The sequence below is a fragment of the Zunongwangia sp. L-65 genome, assembly GCF_056859415.1.
This window is the reverse complement of the sequence record NZ_JBSXOK010000084.1, coordinates 19,190-38,010: the sequence shown is the minus strand read 5'-3', so window position 1 is coordinate 38,010 and position 18,821 is coordinate 19,190. Positions and strand designations below refer to the sequence as shown.

The window sequence follows — 18,821 nt, the reverse complement described above, 5'->3', positions numbered from 1 at the left end:
GAAAAAAAACTTTGTCTATATTAGCTTTTAGCAATAATAGTACAGGCTGAAAAACTTTACAATGATCAGAAAATACTTTTTAGGAATACTTTCCTTTTGTTTATTTTTTGGTGCTGTAGGTTTTTCAGCCTGTAATTTTTCTGATACCAAGGTAGATGACCATCCTATTGAAGAAGATTGGGATACTTTAAAGGTTACGGTTTCTGCATTTAATTCGGTTGGATATCAAACCGCCGGTAACAATTCAAACCTGGCGGCGTGGGGAGATACCTTAAAACCAGGGATGAATGCAGTTGCGATATCACGGGATCTTATAGACTTAGGTCTTGATCATGATGATGAAATTAGAATTCAGGGATTCGATTCGGTTTTTCTAATTAAAGATAAAATGCATTATCGCTGGAAAAAACGAGTAGATATTTATATGGGAAAGGACATTGCAAAGGCCAGAAACTTTGGGCGAAAAAAATTAGAAATTTACTATCGAAAAAAGGATACGACTTCAACCAATGCTGCTGCAGAAGTGACGTCAGAATAAACTGGATTTTGAAAATATTTCAGTATTAAGTACTTTTCAGAACTTACGTAACGAAAAACTTCCCTTCAGCTGAAAATTATGAAGTATATATTATCCTTTTTATTTATATTTTTTTCTTTCCTTATCAATGCCCAGGATTCTTTAAAATCTGCTCCTAAAACTTATAAAATTGGGATACAGCATACACCGCCATTCGTAACGCAAAATCCGGACGGGACTTACGATGGCTTAAGTATTAAAAGCTGGAATTTGGTGAATGAAAGTTTAGATTACAATTTTAAATATCAGGAGTATAAAACACTCAAGGCTCTTCTAAATGCCGTTGAAAGCGGTGAAGTAGACTTTAGTATCAATCCTATTACCGTGACCGATAGCCGGATGGAGCGATTGGATTTTTCCCAACCTTATTTTATTTCTCATACCGGTATAGCAAAAAGAAAAGAATCCCAGGTAATTAATATTCTTAAAAATTTATGGAGCTGGGAATTTATTTCGGCGATACTGGCACTGTTAGGAGTCATTTTTATTTTCGGTTTTCTGGTATGGCTATTTGAGCGAAAGAAAAATGCCGAAGAATTTGGTGGGAGCAAAGGAAAAGGATTAATGGAAGGGTTTTGGTGGAGTGCAGTGACCATGACAACTGTTGGTTATGGTGATAAATCTCCCAGAACTACAGGAGGACGTATTATTGGTTTGATCTGGATGTTTATGGCTATTATTATTATTATCTCCAGTCTTACGGCAAGTATTGCTTCATCACTTACCGTGAAAAGTATTAGTGGCGAAATTAAAGGAATAACAGACCTTAGCCGTTTTAAAGTGGCAACGGTAAATAGCAGTAGTGCGGCAGAGCTTTTAGATCAATACGGAATTGATTCTGAAAAATTAGTAACAGAGGAAGAGGGGATCGCATTACTAAATAATAAGGAAATCGATGTTTTGGTGTATGACGAACCGATATTGCGCTATGAAATCGACAAACTAAACCTGGGAAATAGTATTGAAGTTTTAGAAAAAACACTCAAAAAGGACTATTACAGTTATTCGTTCCCTAAAAACTCGGATTTGGTAGATCAAATAGATCCTGCCTTAGTACGCATGCTTAAAAGAATGGAATGGGAAAATCTTAATAAAGAATATAAATAAGCATCCTGATGAATAAATATAATACTGTATTAATTTATTTATTTTAGACTAGAGAGTGAACGATAGCTAAATGGATAAAGTGAAGTTACTCCTGCATATTTTACAAAATTTTAGCATGTTTTTATCAATTCGAACAAAATGGAATTGAAAACTTTTATTTAATTTTATTTTATTCAAAAAGTTTGATAGATAGTTGAAAAGGATATTGCGATTACCAATGATAGGTTTTTCAGCTGCAATAAAGCCTCACAATAATGCAAATAAGAGACAAAGAAGACAATGAATCTGAAGACTATATTCTTCAGAAAAACAAGAAAACGAAGTTTGGCGCTACTTTTATAGCAATAATTGTAGTCATAATTATAGCAGTAATTGCCATGACAGGGGTATACTTCGATTACTGGTAAAGACCGCTTAATTGGTCTTTATTTCATTTAACAGTAAAAAAGCTTTATTTACATATTCCCGCTCTAAAAACAGGGCAAAATAATTTGAGGTAGAGATCATCTCGAAAACCGGTATCCCTTCATAAGCGAGTAGTTTAAAGATATAAAAATACAATCCAACAGATTGGCTGCTATTTTTAGGAAGGGCGATAGTAATAGAAGATAAATCTTCTTTAATCGTTACTCGTACTTCATTTTTAAAATAATCTTCTACCAGGTTGGTTAAAGAAGACGACACTAATATATTACTTTCCTGATAATTGCTCGAATAATTAAGATAAACACCTGTTTGATCTTTTACCGCATCTAATAGCCTGGATTTATTTGCGATAATTGTTTTCGAATTCAAAAATGTGTATTCCGTAATACCGGATCTAACGATAATATCACCTAATTCGCGTAAACTGTTCATGTTGATCTTTGTGCGCTTGGGTGCATAACGGCGTAAAGCCATAATTATACTACCCACCTTTACCGGTTTTCGCATCTCTTTTTCAACTTCAGGACGTAAATCTTCCGCCAATCCGCTAAAGTTTACAATATCGCGCGCAATGGCGTCATCCAGAAAAGGTTGGTGCCTTATAATATCATGAACACAGGTAGTTATCGTCTTCATTGTTAAATATTACACATTTTGTACAAATGTATATAAAATGAATCATTTTTTTTAATCTCATCACGCTTCATTTTAATTATGCAACATCAAAAGAATGAAGATGAAAGTTTTAAAATTTGGAGGAACATCTGTAGGAACTCCTGAAAGTATCGAAAATGTAAAAAATATTACCTTAGGACAGGAGGGTAGAAAATTATTGGTATTATCTGCAATGAGCGGAGTTACTAATGAGCTGGTCGCCATTTCCAATTTATCGAAAACACAAAATTATACGGAAATTGAAGTGATTATCGAAAAGCTTCGAGATCGTCACTTTTTGGCCATAGATCGCCTTATTCAGGAAGAAATTTTAAATCAGGAAACAAAATCTTTTGTAGGGAAATGCCTGCAGGATTTATCGGTTGCCGGGCATAAAGCATATACCGATGCGGTGTATGCCGAAATTGTCACTTACGGGGAGACCATGCTTACTTTTATGGTTTCTCAGTATTTTAAAGCTCAGGGGATCGAAAATATCTGGCTGGATGCCAAGGAATTTATGGAAGTACATAATCTTGAAAATCCGGATACCGATAGAGTTGGCAAACTTTTAGACGCCCATTTACAAGGGAAACGATCAGATTTATATATCACCCAGGGGTTTGTATGTATCAACAGGCATAATGAAATTAGCACGTTAAAACGTGGTGGCAGCGATTATACCGCAACTATTCTTGGTGCTGCGGCACAGGCTTCAGAAGTACAGATATGGACAGATATAGACGGTTTCCATAACAACGATCCACGTCATGTAGAGGGAACCCATCCAATTTCAGAATTAACTTTTGAAGAAGCAGCCGAGCTTGCTTATTTTGGCGCTAAAATTTTGCATCCGCAAACGGTATCTCCGGTAATCAATAAAGGAATTCCTATTTTCCTGAAAAACACCTTTACTCCAGAGAAAACCGGAACTAAAATCTCTTCTGAAGTGCATAGTAAAGGACTTAAGGCAATTGCAGCGAAAGATGATATTACCGCTATTAAAATCAAATCAAACCGAATGTTAATGGCGCATGGTTTCCTTCGAAAAATATTTGATGTGTTTAACCATTACGAAACCTCTATCGATATGATTACGACCTCGGAAATTGCAATTTCCCTAACCATCGATGATACCCGAAATCTGGATAAAATTCTAGAAGAATTAAATGCTTATGGTGAAATTACCGTAGATCGCAATCAAAGTATTGTGTGCATTGTGGGAGAATCTGTTATCGAGGATCAGTCAACTTACAAGTTATTCGAACTATTGAATGATATTCCTGTAAGGATGATAAGCTACGGGGGCAGTAGCAATAATATTTCTATACTGGTAGATACGCAAGATAAAATTAAAACCCTTAGAACCTTAAATCAAAAACTGTTTAGTGAAGGTTTAAGTCAGTTGGTTTAAAATTCATTTAATCAGGTACTTTAATCGTTTTTATGGTATAATAAAAAATCTCGAGGGAACCTGTTAGACCGGATCCCTTTTTTACAATTTCGAAGGAAGCCTCAGGGTATCATATCGTTTTGAAGATTCCAGTAAAAACCGACGTTTTTTACTGGAATTCGACGTTTTTAATAATCATTCATGCTCGGGATAATAATATCCTGCTTTTTGTAAGTTGTTACATTTAACGTAAGATCTTTTCCATTTTCCTGGCTTTCGCCAATTCGTCTACCAGCTTATCCAGGTATCGAACTTTTTTGGTAAGTGGTGTTTCAATGTCTTCAATTCGGTAGCCACAAATAGTTCCTTTAATAAGTGATGCATTGGGATGTAAATCTGCCTGATCAAAAAACTCCTTAAAATTCACCTTATTAGCGATTAGCAGTTGTAATTTTTCATTGGTAAAACCCGTTAACCATTGTATTACTTGGTGTAGTTCTTCTTTTGTTCTGCCTTTCTTTTCAATTTTAGCGAGGTAATGAGGATAAACCGAAGCAAAACTCATTTCGGCTACCTTACGGACATGATCAGGTGTGGTACTCATTTCTTTTATTTTTTTCCTTCTCTTCTATAAATTTAGACATAAAATAGGTACTGCGATTATTGTGGAATTTTAGCATGGTACCGATAAAATTTTTAGAACGATGTTCCGTAAGATTCTTTTTTAAAGCTATTAATTTTTCCTGAAATGCAGCAGTGAAATTTAATGCGGAAAATTTATCTTTTAGGATAGCTTTCCCCAGTTTTTGTCTTGAAATCCACTCCTCTTCGTCATGATAAATCTGAATCGCTTTATCAATAATTTCATCATCAGATGTACAAATGAAACCGTTCCAGCGATGGTTTTCAGAAATGCCTTCGGCTCCTATGGGTGTGGTGACAGAAACGAGTCCGTTTTGCATCGCATCGACCATTTTGCCTTTAAGTCCGGCACCAAATTGAATGGGTGATAGCAAAATTCGGTGGTTTTGCATTACTTCATCAACAGTATCAGCACGACCGTGCACTACAAAGCCTTCTTTTTTATTTTGAAGTTGATATACTTTATCACTGGCATAAGCTCCGTAAATATGAAGTTTTGCTTCGGGGAGCTTTTGTTTAATTTTAGGCCATATTTTCTGTTTTAAATGTAAGGTTGTCTGCCAGTTAGGTTCGTGTAGAAAGTTACCGATAAACATAAAATCCTGGCGTTCTTGAAATGACGGCGAATGCGCTGCTTTTTCGATTTCTTCAGTATCCAGTAAGTAAGGGAGGTATTCAATAACTTCAGCAGGAATTTTAAAAATAGATGTTAACAAATCCATTTCTATTTTAGAGATAATCAGGCTCAAATCACAACGGTAGATAGAAGCGATTTCTCTTTTCGCTACATCGGAGTTTAACATGAGTTTGTTGAGATCAGTCTTTGTACGCAATGCCTTTTTTCTGGCATTCCTAAGAAAATGTAAATCTTCGGTATCTAAAATTTTAATCGCTTCGGGGCAGATTGCATCTACACGCCAGCCATATTGTTCCTCGATCATAAAACGATCAAAAAGCACAATTTCAGGCTGTATTTTTTTTAGGAAATCATCGAAACTGGTATTATTCAGTTCGATTTTAGCCGTTTCAATACCTAATGTCTTTAGATCAAAAGCATGCTGGGATTGAGTTGCCGTGGTGGCAAAAGTGATGTTGTAATTTTCAGCAAGAAAAAAATGTAATAATTGCAACATTCGGCTTCCGGCGGCAGAAGAGGTAGGTTCCGGCCAAACATATCCAATAACCAGTAAATTTTTCATGGAAAATAGTTCTATCGACTTAGCAAAATTAAACTTCTTTTTTAAAAAGGATTTAAAAACACCGGTGCTTTATCTAGAATCTTATAATTTTTTGTATATTCTATACTTCGAAAAATAGGATATGAGCAGAGGATTTGTAAAAGAAGAAGATCAGGAAGAAGCACCGGTAATACCGCCAAGAGCTGCATTGCCAAATGGGGTAACAAACTACGTCACTCCGTTTGGTTATGAGGCCTTAGAAAAAGAACAACGGGATTTGGAAAGTGAAAGGGCAAATACAACCAGCGAGAACGAAACAGAAAGTCGAAGAGCAAAAGCAGTGATTGATGGGAAATTGAAATTGTTAGCTGAGAGACGGGCATCTGCCAGAATAATCCACCCAAACCAACAACCCGATGATGAAGTTCGTTTTGGAGCACATGTGAAATTAAAAAATCATACCGCAAACAGTATTCAGCAATTTCAGATTGTAGGCGTAGATGAAGCGAATGTAAAGCAGCAGAAAATCGCATTTGTAGCTCCAATAGCAAAGGCGGTTACCGGATTAAAAGTTGGAGAAAAAGCGGAATTTAAACTGGGTACCGAAACCCGAATTCTGGAAATCCTGGATATCACATATTAAAGAGCAATACAAGTTATAAATAAAAACCAATAAATTACCTGAATGAAAGTTTACGTAGTGATGGGCGTTTCTGGAATAGGAAAAACAACCATTGGGAAAAGCCTGGCCGATAAATTAGAAATTCCATTTTACGATGCCGACGATTATCATCCTGATGCTAATGTCGAAAAAATGAGCAAAGGAATGGCGCTAAATGATGAAGACCGTAAAGGGTGGTTACAAATTTTAGCCAAAAATATTAAAGCCTGGAGTACTGAAAAAGGTGCGGTGTTAGCTTGTTCTGCGTTGAAAGAATGCTATAGGGAAACGCTAACGGAAGGTTTGAAAAAGCAGGTGGTTTTTGTGTACTTACATGCGGAATATGATTTGGTGTATAAGCGAATGAAAGCCAGAAAAGGACATTATTTTAAAGCAGAGTTGCTGAAATCTCAATTTGATATTCTGGAAGAACCAAAAGATGCGATTAAGGTAAATGCTAATCAGGGTATACCTGAAATGGTTCATGAGGTATTGGCAAAAATAAATCCCTCTTAGATGGAAATACAATTATTATTGGCGGTTGGCCTGGGAATAGCTTTATTACTATTTTTAATACTGAAACTTAAAATTCAGGCATTTTTAGCCCTGCTGATCGTTTGTATTTTCGTTGGAATACTTGCCGGAATGCCTGCAGGTGATATTATGGAAACCATGAAAGAGGGCATGGGCAGCACGTTGGGATTTGTGGCAACCGTAGTGGGATTAGGAGCTTTATTTGGTGGGATTTTAGAACAATCCGGAGGAGCAAAAGCCCTGGCTTCTTTTATTCTTAAGAAAACCGGAGAAAAAAATGCTCCATGGGCCATGATGATTACCGGTTTTATAGTTGCCATACCTGTATTTTTTGATGTCGCTTTTATCATTTTAGTACCCATTACTTATGCCTTAAGTAAGAAAACCGGAAAGTCGTTAATCCTTTATGCTATCCCGCTTTTAGCCGGACTGGCAATTACCCATTGTTTTATTCCGCCCACCCCGGGCCCCATTGCGGTAGCCGATATTTTAGGAGCCGATTTAGGATGGGTAATTTTATTTGGTTTTGCTGCCGGAATTCCTGCGGCTATTTTAAGCGGACCGTTTTTTGCAAGATTATTAACGAAAAGCCTGTATGTAGCGCCCAAAAGTTTTACCGAAGATTCAGCACCGGAAGATCAGATGCCCTCTGCTAAAATGATCACTGCCATCATTTTTGTTCCTATTTTTTTGATTGTTTTAAATACGCTGATGGCCAGTCCTTTGGTAGACGCTTCCGATTTCCCAAATTGGATAAATTATATGATTGATTTATTAGGTCATCCATTTACCGCCTTGATTATTGCTAACCTTTTAGCCTGGTATTTCTTAGGAGTAAAACGCGGCGTCACCAAAGACAAATTATTAAAAATAGCCGCAAAGAGTTTTGAATCTGCCGGGATTATTATTTTACTTACTGGTGCGGGGGGTGCTTTTAAACAAATCCTTATCAATACCGGAGCAGGAGAAATGATTGCAAATAATTTGAATGAAAGCTTTATAAATCCGCTGCTGTTTGGGTTTATAGTGGCGGCATTAATCAGGGTATTACAGGGATCTTCAACAGTAGCTATGATTACCGCTGCCGGAATTACCGCACCGCTTTTAGAAGGAGCGAATTATGCTGAAAGCCAAATTAGTTTAATAGTAATCGCAGTAGCCTCTGGCGCTTTGATCCTATCTCATGTAAATGATAGCGGATTTTGGCTGGTAGGGCAGTATATTGGCCTAAACGAAAAACAAACATTTAAAAGCTGGACGGTGATGACTACCATTATCTCTCTTGTAGGTCTTGGGGTTTCCTCCCTGCTTTGGTATTTATTATAAAACTAGATATTAATTTTTAAAATTGCCTATCTTGTACAAATTCAACCACCAAATTTTATCATTTTAATGAAAAATACGTATACTACCAGTTTAAACCTACCCAAGTTAGATTTTATTCTATTGATTTTTAGAATCGGAATTTCGATCCTAATGCTGTTTCATGGCGTTCCCAAATTGATAAACTTTTTTTCTTCTGAAGAGATACAATTTGCAGATCCTTTGGGTGTTGGACAAACCATGACGCTAGCTGTTGCTGTTTTAGCTGAATTTGTTTGTTCCATAATGCTTATTTTAGGTATTGGAACCCGAATTGCAACAATTCCACTTATCGTGACTATGGCCGTAGCTGCTATTATTGTACATGCGCCAGATGGTCTGGAAAGGCAAGAATTGCCTTTTATGTATTTACTTTCTTATGTTTTATTGTTTTATACCGGGGCAGGAAAATATTCGCTGGATCATTATTTGATGTTTAAAGCGGAAAAAAAAGAAATAAAGTCATAAACTAAAAAAAGTCTTGTTATTTACTGAATAACAAGACTTTTTTAAATTCCTTATCGAATCCAATTAAAACGATAAAAGATTAAATACTCCTATAGCTTCCGGATGGGACCCTGGAAGGAAATATTATTACTAAAGGACTCATCGCCATTAGGTAATTTACACTAATTTATTCTTCTGAAGAAGATTCTTCCATCGTATGATATACATTTTGTACATCATCATCTTCTTCTAATTTTTCCAGTAATTTTTCTACATCAGCAGACTGTTCTGGAGTAAGCTGTTTGGTAACCTGAGGTATTCTTTCGAATCCAGAAGAAATAATTTCAATATTTTTACTTTCCAGTTCTTTTTGGATGCTTCCAAAATACTCAAAAGGAGCGTAGATGTGAATTCCGTCTTCATCTTCAAAAACTTCTTCAGCTCCATAATCAATAAATTCAAGTTCTAATTCTTCCACGTCTAAGCCTTCTGCATTAATCCTGAAGTTACAGGTATGATCGAACATAAACTCTACAGACCCCGAAGTTCCTAAGTTTCCGTCACATTTATTAAAGTAGGATCGTACATTGGCTACGGTACGGTTGTTATTATCGGTAGCGGTTTCAACTAAAACAGCGATACCGTGTGGCGCGTATCCTTCAAAAAGGACAATTTTATAATCACCCTGACTTTTATCTGAAGCTCTTTTAATCGCACGTTCGATATTGTCTTTTGGCATGTTAACACTCTTGGCGTTCTGGATCACCGCTCTAAGCTTAGAGTTAGCGTCTGGATCTGGTCCACCTTCTTTAACGGCCATTACAATGTCTTTTCCTATACGAGTAAAGGCTTTGGCCATTGCAGACCAACGCTTCATCTTACGTGCTTTTCTAAATTCAAATGCTCTTCCCATGATAATAAAAATGAAATCCGGGCAAAAATATAAAAAAAGCTCCTAAAATGATTTCAAATTAGGAGCTTTCTGGAATATTGAATTTTTATACTGATTCCGGCCTTATTTGGCTTCAACAATATCTTCTATAGCTTTGGCCATTTTAAAGTCTTTATCAGTGACTCCGCCTGCATCATGCGTGGATAAAGAAATTTCTAATTCGTTGAAAGAATTTGCCCAGTTAGGATGATGTTGCATGGCTTCGGCTTCAAAAGCGATTCGGGTCATTACCGTAAAAGCATCTTTAAAGTTTTCGAATTTAAAAGAAGTGTGGATAGCTTCTTTTGCATATGTCCATCCTTCAAGACTTTCCAGTTTTTTGCTGATTTGTTCTTCGGTTAGTTTTTCCATAATTGAAACAATTTTTTCTATAATTCAATTTAGGAATACTTTACTGGAAATAATATAAACAGAAGTGCTTTAATATAAGATTAACCTATTTTTTAAGGCTGGCTTCAACAACTTCCTGTACGCTTATCTGGAGATTAGTGGGTAGTAAGTTATCTTTGGGTAAAACGGCTAAATAGCGATCGTTATTGCTATCATATACGTTTTTAAAAAGCGGATTTTCATATCCCAAAATCTCACAAATATCTTCAACAAAATCTTTTTGATGCACCAAATCTGAACTTCCTAAATGAAAAACACCTTGTAACTTTCGATTTACGATATAATGAATCTGCTGGGTTATTTTACTAATTTCAGTAACATTAATCACCACATTAGGGAATACCTCTATAGCCTCGCCCAAATCGATTAGTGTTTTAATCTCATTTAGTCTGGGAGAACCCTGGCCAAAAACCATGGGTAATCTTAAAATATTGTATTTATCATTAGGAAGTCTTAAAAGAGCGTTCTCTATTTTGATTTTAAATCGGCCGTAGATACTTTGTGATAATGTTTTATCATACTCGTAGCTTGGATAGTTGGTAAACGCATCAAAAACGTTTGCAGAACTTAAAAAGATAAGTTTGCAGGGATGCGTTAAAATATAGCTTATTACCGAATAATGCAGTGCTATTTGTGCTTCGAAACTTCCTCGCACCGCAGATATGATAATGCTCGGTTTTAAATTGTAGAGCAAAAGATCCAGGCTATCGGTCTCCATATCATATTGATGGAACTGATGGTTTTTTTCTAATGCGCGACTGTCTGTACAGTAGGTACCGTGCGTATCAAAATAGGAGCATAGCTCTTTATAGATGGCATTGCCAATAAAGCCGCTAGCTCCTAATATTAATATACGTTCCAAATAATTTATCCTTTATAAAAGGGCAATTTCACCTGAGTGGCAGAAACAGCTTTTTTACGGATCTGAATATTGATTTTCTTTCCAAAACCTGTATATTCCGATTTTACATATCCTAAGCCAATTCCTTTCTCTAATGAAGGTGACATGGTACCCGATGTAACATTTCCTATAACTTCTCCTTCGTCATTTACGATATCATATCCTTGTCTTGGAATACCGCGCTCATCAAGTTCAAATGCAACAAGTTTACGTTTAGGGCCTTCTTCTTTTTCTTGTTTTAAAGCTTCAGCGTTGATAAAATCTTTTGTGAATTTAGTGATCCATCCTAATTTGGCTTCGATAGGCGATGTGGTATCATCAATATCATTTCCGTAAAGACAAAACCCCATTTCTAAACGTAGCGTATCTCGAGCGGCAAGACCAATTGGCTGAATACCATAGTCCTTACCGGCTTCCATCACTTTGTCCCAAATTTCTTGAGCACATTCATTTTTAAAATAAATCTCGAAGCCGCCACTACCGGTATATCCGGTTGCCGAAATAATCACCTTTTCCATACCGGCAAAAGTTCCGATTTCAAAAGTATAGAATTTCATAGCGCTAAGATCAACATCCGTAAGTGATTGCATAGCCTCGGCAGCTTTTGGCCCCTGTATGGCTAGAAGAGACAGCTCTTCGCTAAGATCGGTTAAATTAGCATCCATCGTATTATGTTTGCTAATCCAGTTCCAGTCTTTTTCTATATTGGCCGCATTGACTACTAACAAATACTTTTCAGCATTCATCCTATAAATAATCATATCGTCTACAATACCGCCCTTTTCATTTGGCATACAAGTATATTGTGCCTGCCCATCCACTAGCTTGGAAGCATCGTTAGAAGAAATTAACTGGATGAGCGCTAAGGCGTTTTCTCCCGTTACTAAAAATTCTCCCATGTGAGAAACATCAAAAACACCAAGTTTTTCACGAACATTATGATGCTCTGCATTTACACCCTCGTAAGAAACCGGCATATTATAACCCGCAAAAGGAACCATTTTGGCTCCCAACTCTTTATGTTTATTCGCTAATGCTACTTCTTTCATTTTGATTATTTAGTTTGCGCAAATTTATAGAATTAAGCCTGAACTGCCCATAGTTTCCCTAAAATTGTGAAGGAAATGTCAAAGCTTCGCCTAAGCTTTGCGTATACCGTATATTTGAATAAAACCATAAAAACCGAGGATTTATGAAGATTTTTTCTGCAGCGCAATTAAAGAAAGCAGATGAGCTTAGCATCAAAAATCAAAATATTACTTCAACACAATTAATGGAGCGGGCGGCAAGCCATGTTTCTGCTGAGATACATAAACGCCTGCAAAATTCAGATATTGCCATTAAAATATTTTGTGGTGTGGGTAATAATGGTGGGGACGGATTGGTAATTGCCCGTCAATTGATTGAAAAAGACTATAATGTCAGGGTTTTTGTGGTGAATTATACCGATAATCGATCTGATGATTTTTTGATTAATTATGACCGACTAAGAGAAACTACAAATGATTGGCCGGAATATATTAAATCGGCTAGTGATTTTCCAGAAATCGATCAAAATGAATTTGTAATCGATGCCATTTTTGGTATTGGTTTAAACCGACCTTTAGAGGGGTGGATAGCGAAACTTGTAGATCATATCAATGATTCGAATGCTTTTGTTTTATCTATCGATATGCCTTCGGGATTATTTTCAGATCGTATCCCCGGTGAAGAAGATCGTGTTATTTCTGCAAATTTCACCATTAGTTTTCAAACTCCGAAATTGGTGTTCTTTTTACCGCAAACCATGGATTTTGTAGGAGATCTTCAAATACTCGATATAGGTCTGGACCGCGAGTTTCTATCTTCGGAAAAAGGGCAGGCCGAACTGATCAGTAAACCTGAAGCGCGTTTACTTTATCAACCTAGAAAATCGAATTCCCACAAAGGAAATTATGGTCATACGCTGATAGTGGGCGGTAGTTACGGGAAAATAGGTAGTGTACTTTTATCGTCAAAAGCAGCTTTACGAACAGGCGCTGGGCTGGTGAGCACTTTTATCCCTAAATGTGGTTATACCATTTTACAAACCGCACTGCCTGAAGCCATGGTAATTGTAGATAAAAACCATGAAAAATTAACCCATATCGATCACGGTATGGATCCTTCAGTTATTTGTTTTGGAATGGGAGCAGGAAAAGATCCGGAAACGCTTGAAGCTTTTAAACAATTACTGGAACAAACCAAAAATCCAATGCTCATTGATGCCGATGGCTTAAATATGATTTCTGAACATAAAGAATTATTAAAATTTCTACCCAAACAATCTGTTTTGACACCGCACCCAAAAGAATTACAGCGTTTAATTGGAGATTGGAAAGATGATTTTGATAAGTTGAAAAAAGTAGAGGAATTTACTCGAAATCACGATGTTATTTTGGTTTTAAAAGGATCACATACCTTTATTTTTGGTGAAGGGAATATTTATATAAATAATTCGGGTAACCCGGGTATGGCCACTGCGGGCAGCGGGGATGTGTTATCCGGAATTATAAGCGGATTGATTTCTCAACAATACCAACCTTTGGCCGCTGCGATTCTTGGGGTATATTTGCATGGTTTATCTGGGGATATCGTTGCCGAAAATCGATCTTATCAAGCATTAATTTCAGGAGATATTGCGGAAAATATGGGGGCAGCTTTCCAGTCTTTATTTGCAGATTAAAGGATCGGCGAAATTCTTATTTTAAATATAGGTCTTCTATTTTGAAATTGTGGATACAAGCTCGCGTTTCTAATTGAGAAAGATCTCAAAAATATACAATTCTGAGGTATTGATAATAAAATTGTAATAATTTGGATACTATTTTTTGAAATTGGATTTTTGCTGTGTTGTTTTTAGAAATCGATTTCGAAAATTTTAAAACGGAGTAATGGAACCTATACATTATATCACCTCGGCAATTTTAGATTTAGATATTATCAGGGATATTATTGATAATAATATGAAACTGGCTTTAAGTGAGGAAGCTCGTTTAAATATCACAAAATCCCGGAAATATTTAGACCAAAAAATTAAAGAAAGTGATGTACCCATTTACGGTATTAATACCGGTTTTGGTGCATTATGTAATGTGAAAATTACTTCAGAAAAATTAACCATTTTACAGGAGAATCTTGTAAAATCCCATGCCTGTGGTACTGGTGAAAGAGTGAGCAAACCTATTATACGCCTTATGCTCTTACTGAAAATCCAGTCGTTAAGCTATGGAAACTCGGGAGTTGCTTTAGAAACTACTGAACGCCTAATTGATTTTTTTAATGAAGATATTTTGCCGGTCGTCTATGAACAGGGATCTTTAGGCGCTTCTGGAGATTTAGCTCCATTAGCACACCTGGCATTACCGCTAATAGGCGAAGGGGAAGTATATTATAAAAATGAAATAATTTCTGGAGCTTCAATATTGGAAAAAAAGAACTGGAAGCCCGTAAAATTACAATCAAAAGAAGGGCTAGCACTTCTAAACGGTACGCAGTTTATGAGTGCTCATGCCGTACATGGCTTAATTAAAGCCTATAAATTATCATATTGTGCAGATTTTGTAAGTGCAGTTTCTATGGATGCATTTGATTGTAATTTGTCTCCTTTTGATGAACTGGTGCATCTGGTAAGACCACATCGCGGACAGATAAAAACGGCAGAGCGAATTAGACTGTTTTTGGAAGGAAGCGAGTTAGCGCAACAAGAAAAAGAAAATGTGCAGGATCCTTATTCCTTTAGATGTGTTCCTCAGGTTCATGGAGCCACCAAAGATACATTGGCATTTGTACACAAAACAGTAAAAACCGAGATCAATTCGGTTACCGATAATCCAAATATTTTTGTGAAAGCCGATAAAATAATTTCCGGCGGAAATTTTCATGGTCAGCCGTTAGCTTTGGCGATGGATTATTTAGCCATAGCTATGGCCGAGTTGGCTAATATTTCGGAAAGAAGGACCTATCAATTAGTATCAGGATTGCGAGGACTACCTAACTTTTTGGTAGAAAATCCAGGTTTGAATAGCGGATTTATGATTCCGCAATATACTGCCGCGAGTATTGTGAGCCAGAATAAACAATTATGTATGCCGGCATCTGTGGACTCTATTGTTTCTTCAAATGGGCAGGAAGACCATGTGAGTATGGGGGCTAATGCCGCCACAAAATTAATCAGAGTGATGGAGAACGTGGATTCGGTTTTAGCAATCGAATTGTTTAATTCGTCCCAGGCCTTACATTTTAGATCACCGGCAAAATCTTCAGAAAAAATAGAGCATGTGTTATCTGATTTTAGAAAAAAGGTACCGATTGTTACGGAAGATGTGATGATGGCGCCATTAATTCAGCAATCAAAAATATTTTTAGAAGGATTTATTATCCGGGAAGACTACCTGAATTAATAATTTGTAGTGCTTCATTGTATTCTAAAAAATGCAGACAATATAAGCTGGTTAAAATTTTTACAAACTTAAGATTTAAGGCATCAACATAGCGATCTGAAACCAAAATAACCCAGTTTGCATGTGCTTCAATAGATTTTTTTCCAGAGATTAGTAACATTGGATCGAAGGAATATTTATCCTCAGGATTTATTCTTTTAACAAGGATTCCGATTTTTTTTCACCATAAGCCTCTAATTTCATCTGAAGGCATTCTTCATAATCTTTTACACCGAAATGACCTTCATGAAAAATTTCCATTTGAATATATGAGGGGGTGAAGATTAATTGAAAATCTTTAAATTTTATAAGATTCATATTCGGGGATAATTACTTTTTGGAAGGGGTAAAAATAAGTAAAGCCCCACAAAATTGTGAGGCTTTAAAAAAAATATAATGATGAAAATTATTTTTTGGATTCAGATTCTTCTTCGGTATTTTTTCCTTTTTTAACTTTTATAACCAATTCGTCTTCACCTTCCTTATAATCCATTTCAATCTTATCACCTTCAGCGATCTTAGAATTAATGATCTCTTCCGCCAGCGCATCTTCAATATATTTCTGAATAGCACGGTTTAAAGGTCTGGCTCCGTATTGTTTATCAAAACCTTTTTCAGCAATAAAATCCTTGGCTTTATCACTTAATTCTAAATGATATCCAAGACCACCAATTCGGCCATATAATTTAGAAAGTTCGATATCAATGATTTTATGAATATCTTCTCTTTCTAAAGCGTTGAACACAATCACATCGTCAATCCTATTCAAAAACTCTGGAGCGAATGCTTTTTTAAGGGCATTTTGAATGACTCCACGAGTATTTTCATCAGCCTGTGCTCTTTGGGATTGTGTACCAAAACCAATACCCTGGCCAAAATCCTTAAGTTTTCTCGCTCCAATATTAGAAGTCATGATAATAATCGTATTCCTAAAGTCGATTTTGCGACCAAGACTATCGGTTAAATATCCGTCATCTAATACCTGTAACAGCATATTGAAAACATCTGGATGTGCTTTCTCTACCTCGTCTAAGAGAATAACTGCGTAAGGCTTTCTTCTTACTTTTTCAGTAAGCTGGCCACCTTCTTCATAGCCAACATACCCCGGAGGTGCACCAATTAATCTGGATACAGCGAATTTTTCCATATACTCGCTCATATCGATTCTTATTAATGTATCCTCATTATCAAAAAGCTGACGAGCCAGTACTTTAGCCAATTGCGTTTTACCAACACCGGTTTGACCTAAGAAAATAAAAGAACCAATTGGTTTATTGGGATCTTTTAATCCTGCACGGTTACGCTGAATGGCTTTTACCACCTTGGCTACGGCATCATCCTGGCCAATAACTTTTCCTTTTATCTTATTAGGAAGTTCTACCAGTTTATTCGATTCAGTTTGGGCTATACGATTTACCGGAACGCCAGTCATCATAGAAACAACATCAGCAACGCTATCTTCGCTTACAATTTCTTTATGTTTCTTTGATTCTTCTTCCCAACGTTCCTGAGCGATTGCTAATTCTTTTTCAAGATTTTTTTCATCATCCCTTAATTTAGCAGCTTCTTCGTATTTCTGCTTTTTAACGACCGTATTTTTCTTTTCGCGTACTTCTTCTAATTTACGCTCCAGATCAAGAATCTGCTTAGGAACATCAATATTAGTAATATGTACACGGGATCCGGCTTCATCTAACGCATCAATAGCCTTATCCGGAAGGAATCGATCGGTCATATAACGATTAGTTAACTTTACACAAGCTTCGATAGCCTCAGGAGTATATTCCACGTTATGATGATCTTCGTACTTATCTTTAATATTATTAAGGATCTCGATGGTTTCTTCAACTGAAGTCGGCTCGACAATAACCTTTTGAAAACGTCGCTCTAAAGCTCCGTCTTTTTCGATATACTGGCGATATTCATCTAAAGTTGTAGCACCAATACATTGAATTTCACCGCGCGCCAACGCAGGCTTAAACATGTTACTGGCATCTAAACTTCCGGTAGCACCACCTGCACCTACAATAGTATGAATTTCATCAATAAAAAGAATAATATCATCATTCTTTTCAAGCTCGTTCATCACCGCCTTCATGCGCTCTTCAAATTGTCCACGATATTTTGTACCGGCCACTAAACTTGCCAAATCTAAGGTAACAACACGTTTATCAAATAAAATTCTTGAAACTTTGCGTTTTACGATCCTTAAAGCAAGACCTTCTGCGATTGCAGATTTACCAACTCCCGGTTCTCCTATTAATAGAGGGTTGTTTTTCTTACGTCTACTAAGAATTTGAGACACACGTTCGATTTCCTTTTCTCTGCCTACTACAGGATCAAGTTTATCGGCTTCTGCCATTGCGGTTAAATCACGACCGAAATTATCTAAAACCGGCGTTTTGGATTTCTTATTTGATTTACCTGCGGCTGCGCCACTACCAGTAGCACCTGATCCACTAAAAGGATTATCTTTAGTGGCATCATCTGTACCATCTTCATCAGAAAATGAATCTGCTGAAGGGCCCTGAGTATAATCTGTATCGTCGTTTGCGATCATAAATTTAAATTGATCTTTTACCCCATCATAATCAATCTTAAGCTTGTTAAGCAATTTTGTGGTGGGATCGTTTTCATTCCTTAAAATACACAATAACAGGTGCGCCGTATTGATATTTGGACTCTGAAATAACTTAGCTTCCAAAAACGTGGTTTTAAGGGCACGTTCTGCCTGTCTTGTTAAATGCAGGTTCTTTTTCTCATTCGAAACCGCTGTCATATTTGGATTAGCAGGACTTAAAATCTCTACTTTTCTTCTTAAATGGCTTAAATCGATATCCAGAGCGTTTAGGATGTCTATGGCTTTCCCGTCACCGTCTCTCAATAATCCAAGCATCAAATGTTCCGTACCGATAAAGTCATGACCTAATCTTAAAGCCTCTTCTTTACTGTACGCTATTACATCCTTTACCCTAGGTGAAAAATTATCATCCATGTTTTTTCCTTTCTCTACTATGTTAATTTTTATTCTGAATTAAGTCAAAAACTATACCTAAGCCCGAATATATAGCTAATTGACAAAAATACTTCCAAAAATCAAAATATAGGAGTGTTAACTTATCAACTTTGTCACAATA

The 18,821-nt window shown here is 36.5% G+C and carries 19 protein-coding genes; 10 read left to right on the top strand and 9 right to left on the bottom strand.

All coding sequences use genetic code 11. From position 1 onward, the window contains the following. Positions 1-61: 61 nt before the first annotated feature. The 3 genes from AC13DP_RS21510 to AC13DP_RS21500 all read left to right on the top strand — a co-directional run bounded on the left by AC13DP_RS21510 (position 62) and on the right by AC13DP_RS21500 (position 2,091). The gene (locus tag AC13DP_RS21510; RefSeq protein ID WP_483068444.1) at positions 62-538 is read left to right on the top strand and encodes a 3D domain-containing protein; all 477 of its coding nucleotides are present in this window, start codon (positions 62-64) and stop codon (positions 536-538) included. 78 nt (positions 539-616) lie between these two features. Next, entirely contained in the window at positions 617-1,684 is a 1,068-nt protein-coding gene (locus AC13DP_RS21505) for a transporter substrate-binding domain-containing protein (protein WP_483068443.1), read from the top strand. Positions 1,685-1,938: 254 nt separating this feature from the next. Next, on the top strand, positions 1,939-2,091 hold the full coding sequence (locus AC13DP_RS21500) for a hypothetical protein (RefSeq protein ID WP_013071995.1): 153 nt from the start codon (positions 1,939-1,941) through the stop codon (positions 2,089-2,091). 7 nt (positions 2,092-2,098) lie between these two features. Here the strand turns inward: AC13DP_RS21500 and AC13DP_RS21495 are convergent, their stop codons facing one another. Continuing rightward, a complete protein-coding gene (locus AC13DP_RS21495) occupies positions 2,099-2,746 on the bottom strand; it encodes a hypothetical protein (protein ID WP_013071996.1) in 648 nt (215 codons plus the stop codon). A 100-nt stretch (positions 2,747-2,846) separates the two neighbouring features. Between AC13DP_RS21495 and AC13DP_RS21490 the strand changes: the two genes are divergently transcribed. Continuing rightward, positions 2,847-4,178 (top strand): aspartate kinase, encoded by a 1,332-nt coding sequence (locus AC13DP_RS21490; protein ID WP_483068442.1) that lies wholly within the window; start codon positions 2,847-2,849, stop codon positions 4,176-4,178. A 223-nt stretch (positions 4,179-4,401) separates the two neighbouring features. Here AC13DP_RS21490 and AC13DP_RS21485 read toward each other — a convergent pair whose 3' ends face one another. After that, positions 4,402-4,761 carry a DUF2200 domain-containing protein gene (locus AC13DP_RS21485; protein ID WP_272957381.1) on the bottom strand — a complete coding sequence of 120 codons (360 nt, stop codon included), beginning with the start codon at positions 4,759-4,761 and terminating at the stop codon, positions 4,402-4,404. Beyond that, a complete protein-coding gene (locus AC13DP_RS21480; protein ID WP_272957382.1) occupies positions 4,745-5,998 on the bottom strand; it encodes a glycosyltransferase family 4 protein in 1,254 nt (417 codons plus the stop codon). Before AC13DP_RS21480 ends, AC13DP_RS21485 begins: the two co-directional genes overlap by 17 nt. Positions 5,999-6,119: 121 nt before the next feature. Here AC13DP_RS21480 and AC13DP_RS21475 point away from each other — a divergent pair, with 121 nt between their 5' ends. The 4 genes from AC13DP_RS21475 to AC13DP_RS21460 all read left to right on the top strand — a co-directional run bounded on the left by AC13DP_RS21475 (position 6,120) and on the right by AC13DP_RS21460 (position 9,002). After that, positions 6,120-6,620, top strand: a complete 501-nt coding sequence (locus AC13DP_RS21475) for a GreA/GreB family elongation factor (protein ID WP_013072001.1) — start codon at positions 6,120-6,122, stop codon at positions 6,618-6,620. A 42-nt stretch (positions 6,621-6,662) separates the two neighbouring features. Further along, positions 6,663-7,154 (top strand): gluconokinase, encoded by a 492-nt coding sequence (locus AC13DP_RS21470; protein ID WP_273299923.1) that lies wholly within the window; start codon positions 6,663-6,665, stop codon positions 7,152-7,154. Continuing rightward, on the top strand, positions 7,155-8,498 hold the full coding sequence (locus AC13DP_RS21465) for a GntP family permease (protein WP_272957383.1): 1,344 nt from the start codon (positions 7,155-7,157) through the stop codon (positions 8,496-8,498). It begins immediately after the preceding gene. A 66-nt stretch (positions 8,499-8,564) separates the two neighbouring features. Next, the gene (locus AC13DP_RS21460) at positions 8,565-9,002 is read left to right on the top strand and encodes a DoxX family protein (RefSeq protein WP_228250494.1); all 438 of its coding nucleotides are present in this window, start codon (positions 8,565-8,567) and stop codon (positions 9,000-9,002) included. Between the two features lie 166 nt (positions 9,003-9,168). Here AC13DP_RS21460 and AC13DP_RS21455 read toward each other — a convergent pair whose 3' ends face one another. The 4 genes from AC13DP_RS21455 to gcvT form a co-directional block, all read right to left on the bottom strand. Continuing rightward, a complete protein-coding gene (locus AC13DP_RS21455) occupies positions 9,169-9,894 on the bottom strand; it encodes a YebC/PmpR family DNA-binding transcriptional regulator (protein WP_228250493.1) in 726 nt (241 codons plus the stop codon). A 102-nt stretch (positions 9,895-9,996) separates the two neighbouring features. Then, complete coding sequence (locus tag AC13DP_RS21450) at positions 9,997-10,284, bottom strand: 4a-hydroxytetrahydrobiopterin dehydratase (RefSeq protein WP_013072006.1); 288 nt, start codon at positions 10,282-10,284, stop codon at positions 9,997-9,999. 85 nt (positions 10,285-10,369) lie between these two features. Then, positions 10,370-11,185, bottom strand: coding sequence for a sugar nucleotide-binding protein (locus AC13DP_RS21445; protein ID WP_013072007.1), 816 nt, complete (start codon positions 11,183-11,185; stop codon positions 10,370-10,372). Positions 11,186-11,190: 5 nt separating this feature from the next. Then, on the bottom strand, positions 11,191-12,273 hold the full coding sequence (gene gcvT, locus AC13DP_RS21440) for a glycine cleavage system aminomethyltransferase GcvT (RefSeq protein ID WP_013072008.1): 1,083 nt from the start codon (positions 12,271-12,273) through the stop codon (positions 11,191-11,193). Between the two features lie 143 nt (positions 12,274-12,416). Here gcvT and AC13DP_RS21435 point away from each other — a divergent pair, with 143 nt between their 5' ends. Continuing rightward, entirely contained in the window at positions 12,417-13,928 is a 1,512-nt protein-coding gene (locus AC13DP_RS21435; RefSeq protein WP_483068441.1) for an NAD(P)H-hydrate dehydratase, read from the top strand. Between the two features lie 208 nt (positions 13,929-14,136). Next, positions 14,137-15,645 (top strand): histidine ammonia-lyase, encoded by a 1,509-nt coding sequence (gene hutH, locus AC13DP_RS21430; RefSeq protein ID WP_347407224.1) that lies wholly within the window; start codon positions 14,137-14,139, stop codon positions 15,643-15,645. 189 nt (positions 15,646-15,834) lie between these two features. On the opposite strand, the gene AC13DP_RS21425 is transcribed toward hutH, so the two are convergent. After that, entirely contained in the window at positions 15,835-16,002 is a 168-nt protein-coding gene (locus AC13DP_RS21425) for a hypothetical protein (protein WP_347407223.1), read from the bottom strand. A gap of 88 nt (positions 16,003-16,090) precedes the next feature. Beyond that, the gene (locus tag AC13DP_RS21420) at positions 16,091-18,679 is read right to left on the bottom strand and encodes an ATP-dependent Clp protease ATP-binding subunit (protein ID WP_347407222.1); all 2,589 of its coding nucleotides are present in this window, start codon (positions 18,677-18,679) and stop codon (positions 16,091-16,093) included. Positions 18,680-18,821: the final 142 nt, after the last annotated feature.

Excerpts from the sequence above, each read along its gene's own strand:
- AC13DP_RS21510 (WP_483068444.1), top strand. The coding sequence starts at position 62 with ATGATCAGAAAATACTTTTTAGGAATACTTTCCTTTTGTTTATTTTTT.
- AC13DP_RS21505 (WP_483068443.1), top strand. The coding sequence starts at position 617 with ATGAAGTATATATTATCCTTTTTATTTATATTTTTTTCTTTCCTTATC.
- AC13DP_RS21500 (WP_013071995.1), top strand. The coding sequence starts at position 1,939 with ATGCAAATAAGAGACAAAGAAGACAATGAATCTGAAGACTATATTCTT.
- AC13DP_RS21495 (WP_013071996.1), bottom strand. The coding sequence starts at position 2,746 with ATGAAGACGATAACTACCTGTGTTCATGATATTATAAGGCACCAACCT.
- AC13DP_RS21490 (WP_483068442.1), top strand. The coding sequence starts at position 2,847 with ATGAAAGTTTTAAAATTTGGAGGAACATCTGTAGGAACTCCTGAAAGT.
- AC13DP_RS21485 (WP_272957381.1), bottom strand. The coding sequence starts at position 4,761 with ATGAGTACCACACCTGATCATGTCCGTAAGGTAGCCGAAATGAGTTTT.
- AC13DP_RS21480 (WP_272957382.1), bottom strand. The coding sequence starts at position 5,998 with ATGAAAAATTTACTGGTTATTGGATATGTTTGGCCGGAACCTACCTCT.
- AC13DP_RS21475 (WP_013072001.1), top strand. The coding sequence starts at position 6,120 with ATGAGCAGAGGATTTGTAAAAGAAGAAGATCAGGAAGAAGCACCGGTA.
- AC13DP_RS21470 (WP_273299923.1), top strand. The coding sequence starts at position 6,663 with ATGAAAGTTTACGTAGTGATGGGCGTTTCTGGAATAGGAAAAACAACC.
- AC13DP_RS21465 (WP_272957383.1), top strand. The coding sequence starts at position 7,155 with ATGGAAATACAATTATTATTGGCGGTTGGCCTGGGAATAGCTTTATTA.
- AC13DP_RS21460 (WP_228250494.1), top strand. The coding sequence starts at position 8,565 with ATGAAAAATACGTATACTACCAGTTTAAACCTACCCAAGTTAGATTTT.
- AC13DP_RS21455 (WP_228250493.1), bottom strand. The coding sequence starts at position 9,894 with ATGGGAAGAGCATTTGAATTTAGAAAAGCACGTAAGATGAAGCGTTGG.
- AC13DP_RS21450 (WP_013072006.1), bottom strand. The coding sequence starts at position 10,284 with ATGGAAAAACTAACCGAAGAACAAATCAGCAAAAAACTGGAAAGTCTT.
- gcvT (WP_013072008.1), bottom strand. The coding sequence starts at position 12,273 with ATGAAAGAAGTAGCATTAGCGAATAAACATAAAGAGTTGGGAGCCAAA.
- AC13DP_RS21435 (WP_483068441.1), top strand. The coding sequence starts at position 12,417 with ATGAAGATTTTTTCTGCAGCGCAATTAAAGAAAGCAGATGAGCTTAGC.
- hutH (WP_347407224.1), top strand. The coding sequence starts at position 14,137 with ATGGAACCTATACATTATATCACCTCGGCAATTTTAGATTTAGATATT.
- AC13DP_RS21425 (WP_347407223.1), bottom strand. The coding sequence starts at position 16,002 with ATGAATCTTATAAAATTTAAAGATTTTCAATTAATCTTCACCCCCTCA.
- AC13DP_RS21420 (WP_347407222.1), bottom strand. The coding sequence starts at position 18,679 with ATGGATGATAATTTTTCACCTAGGGTAAAGGATGTAATAGCGTACAGT.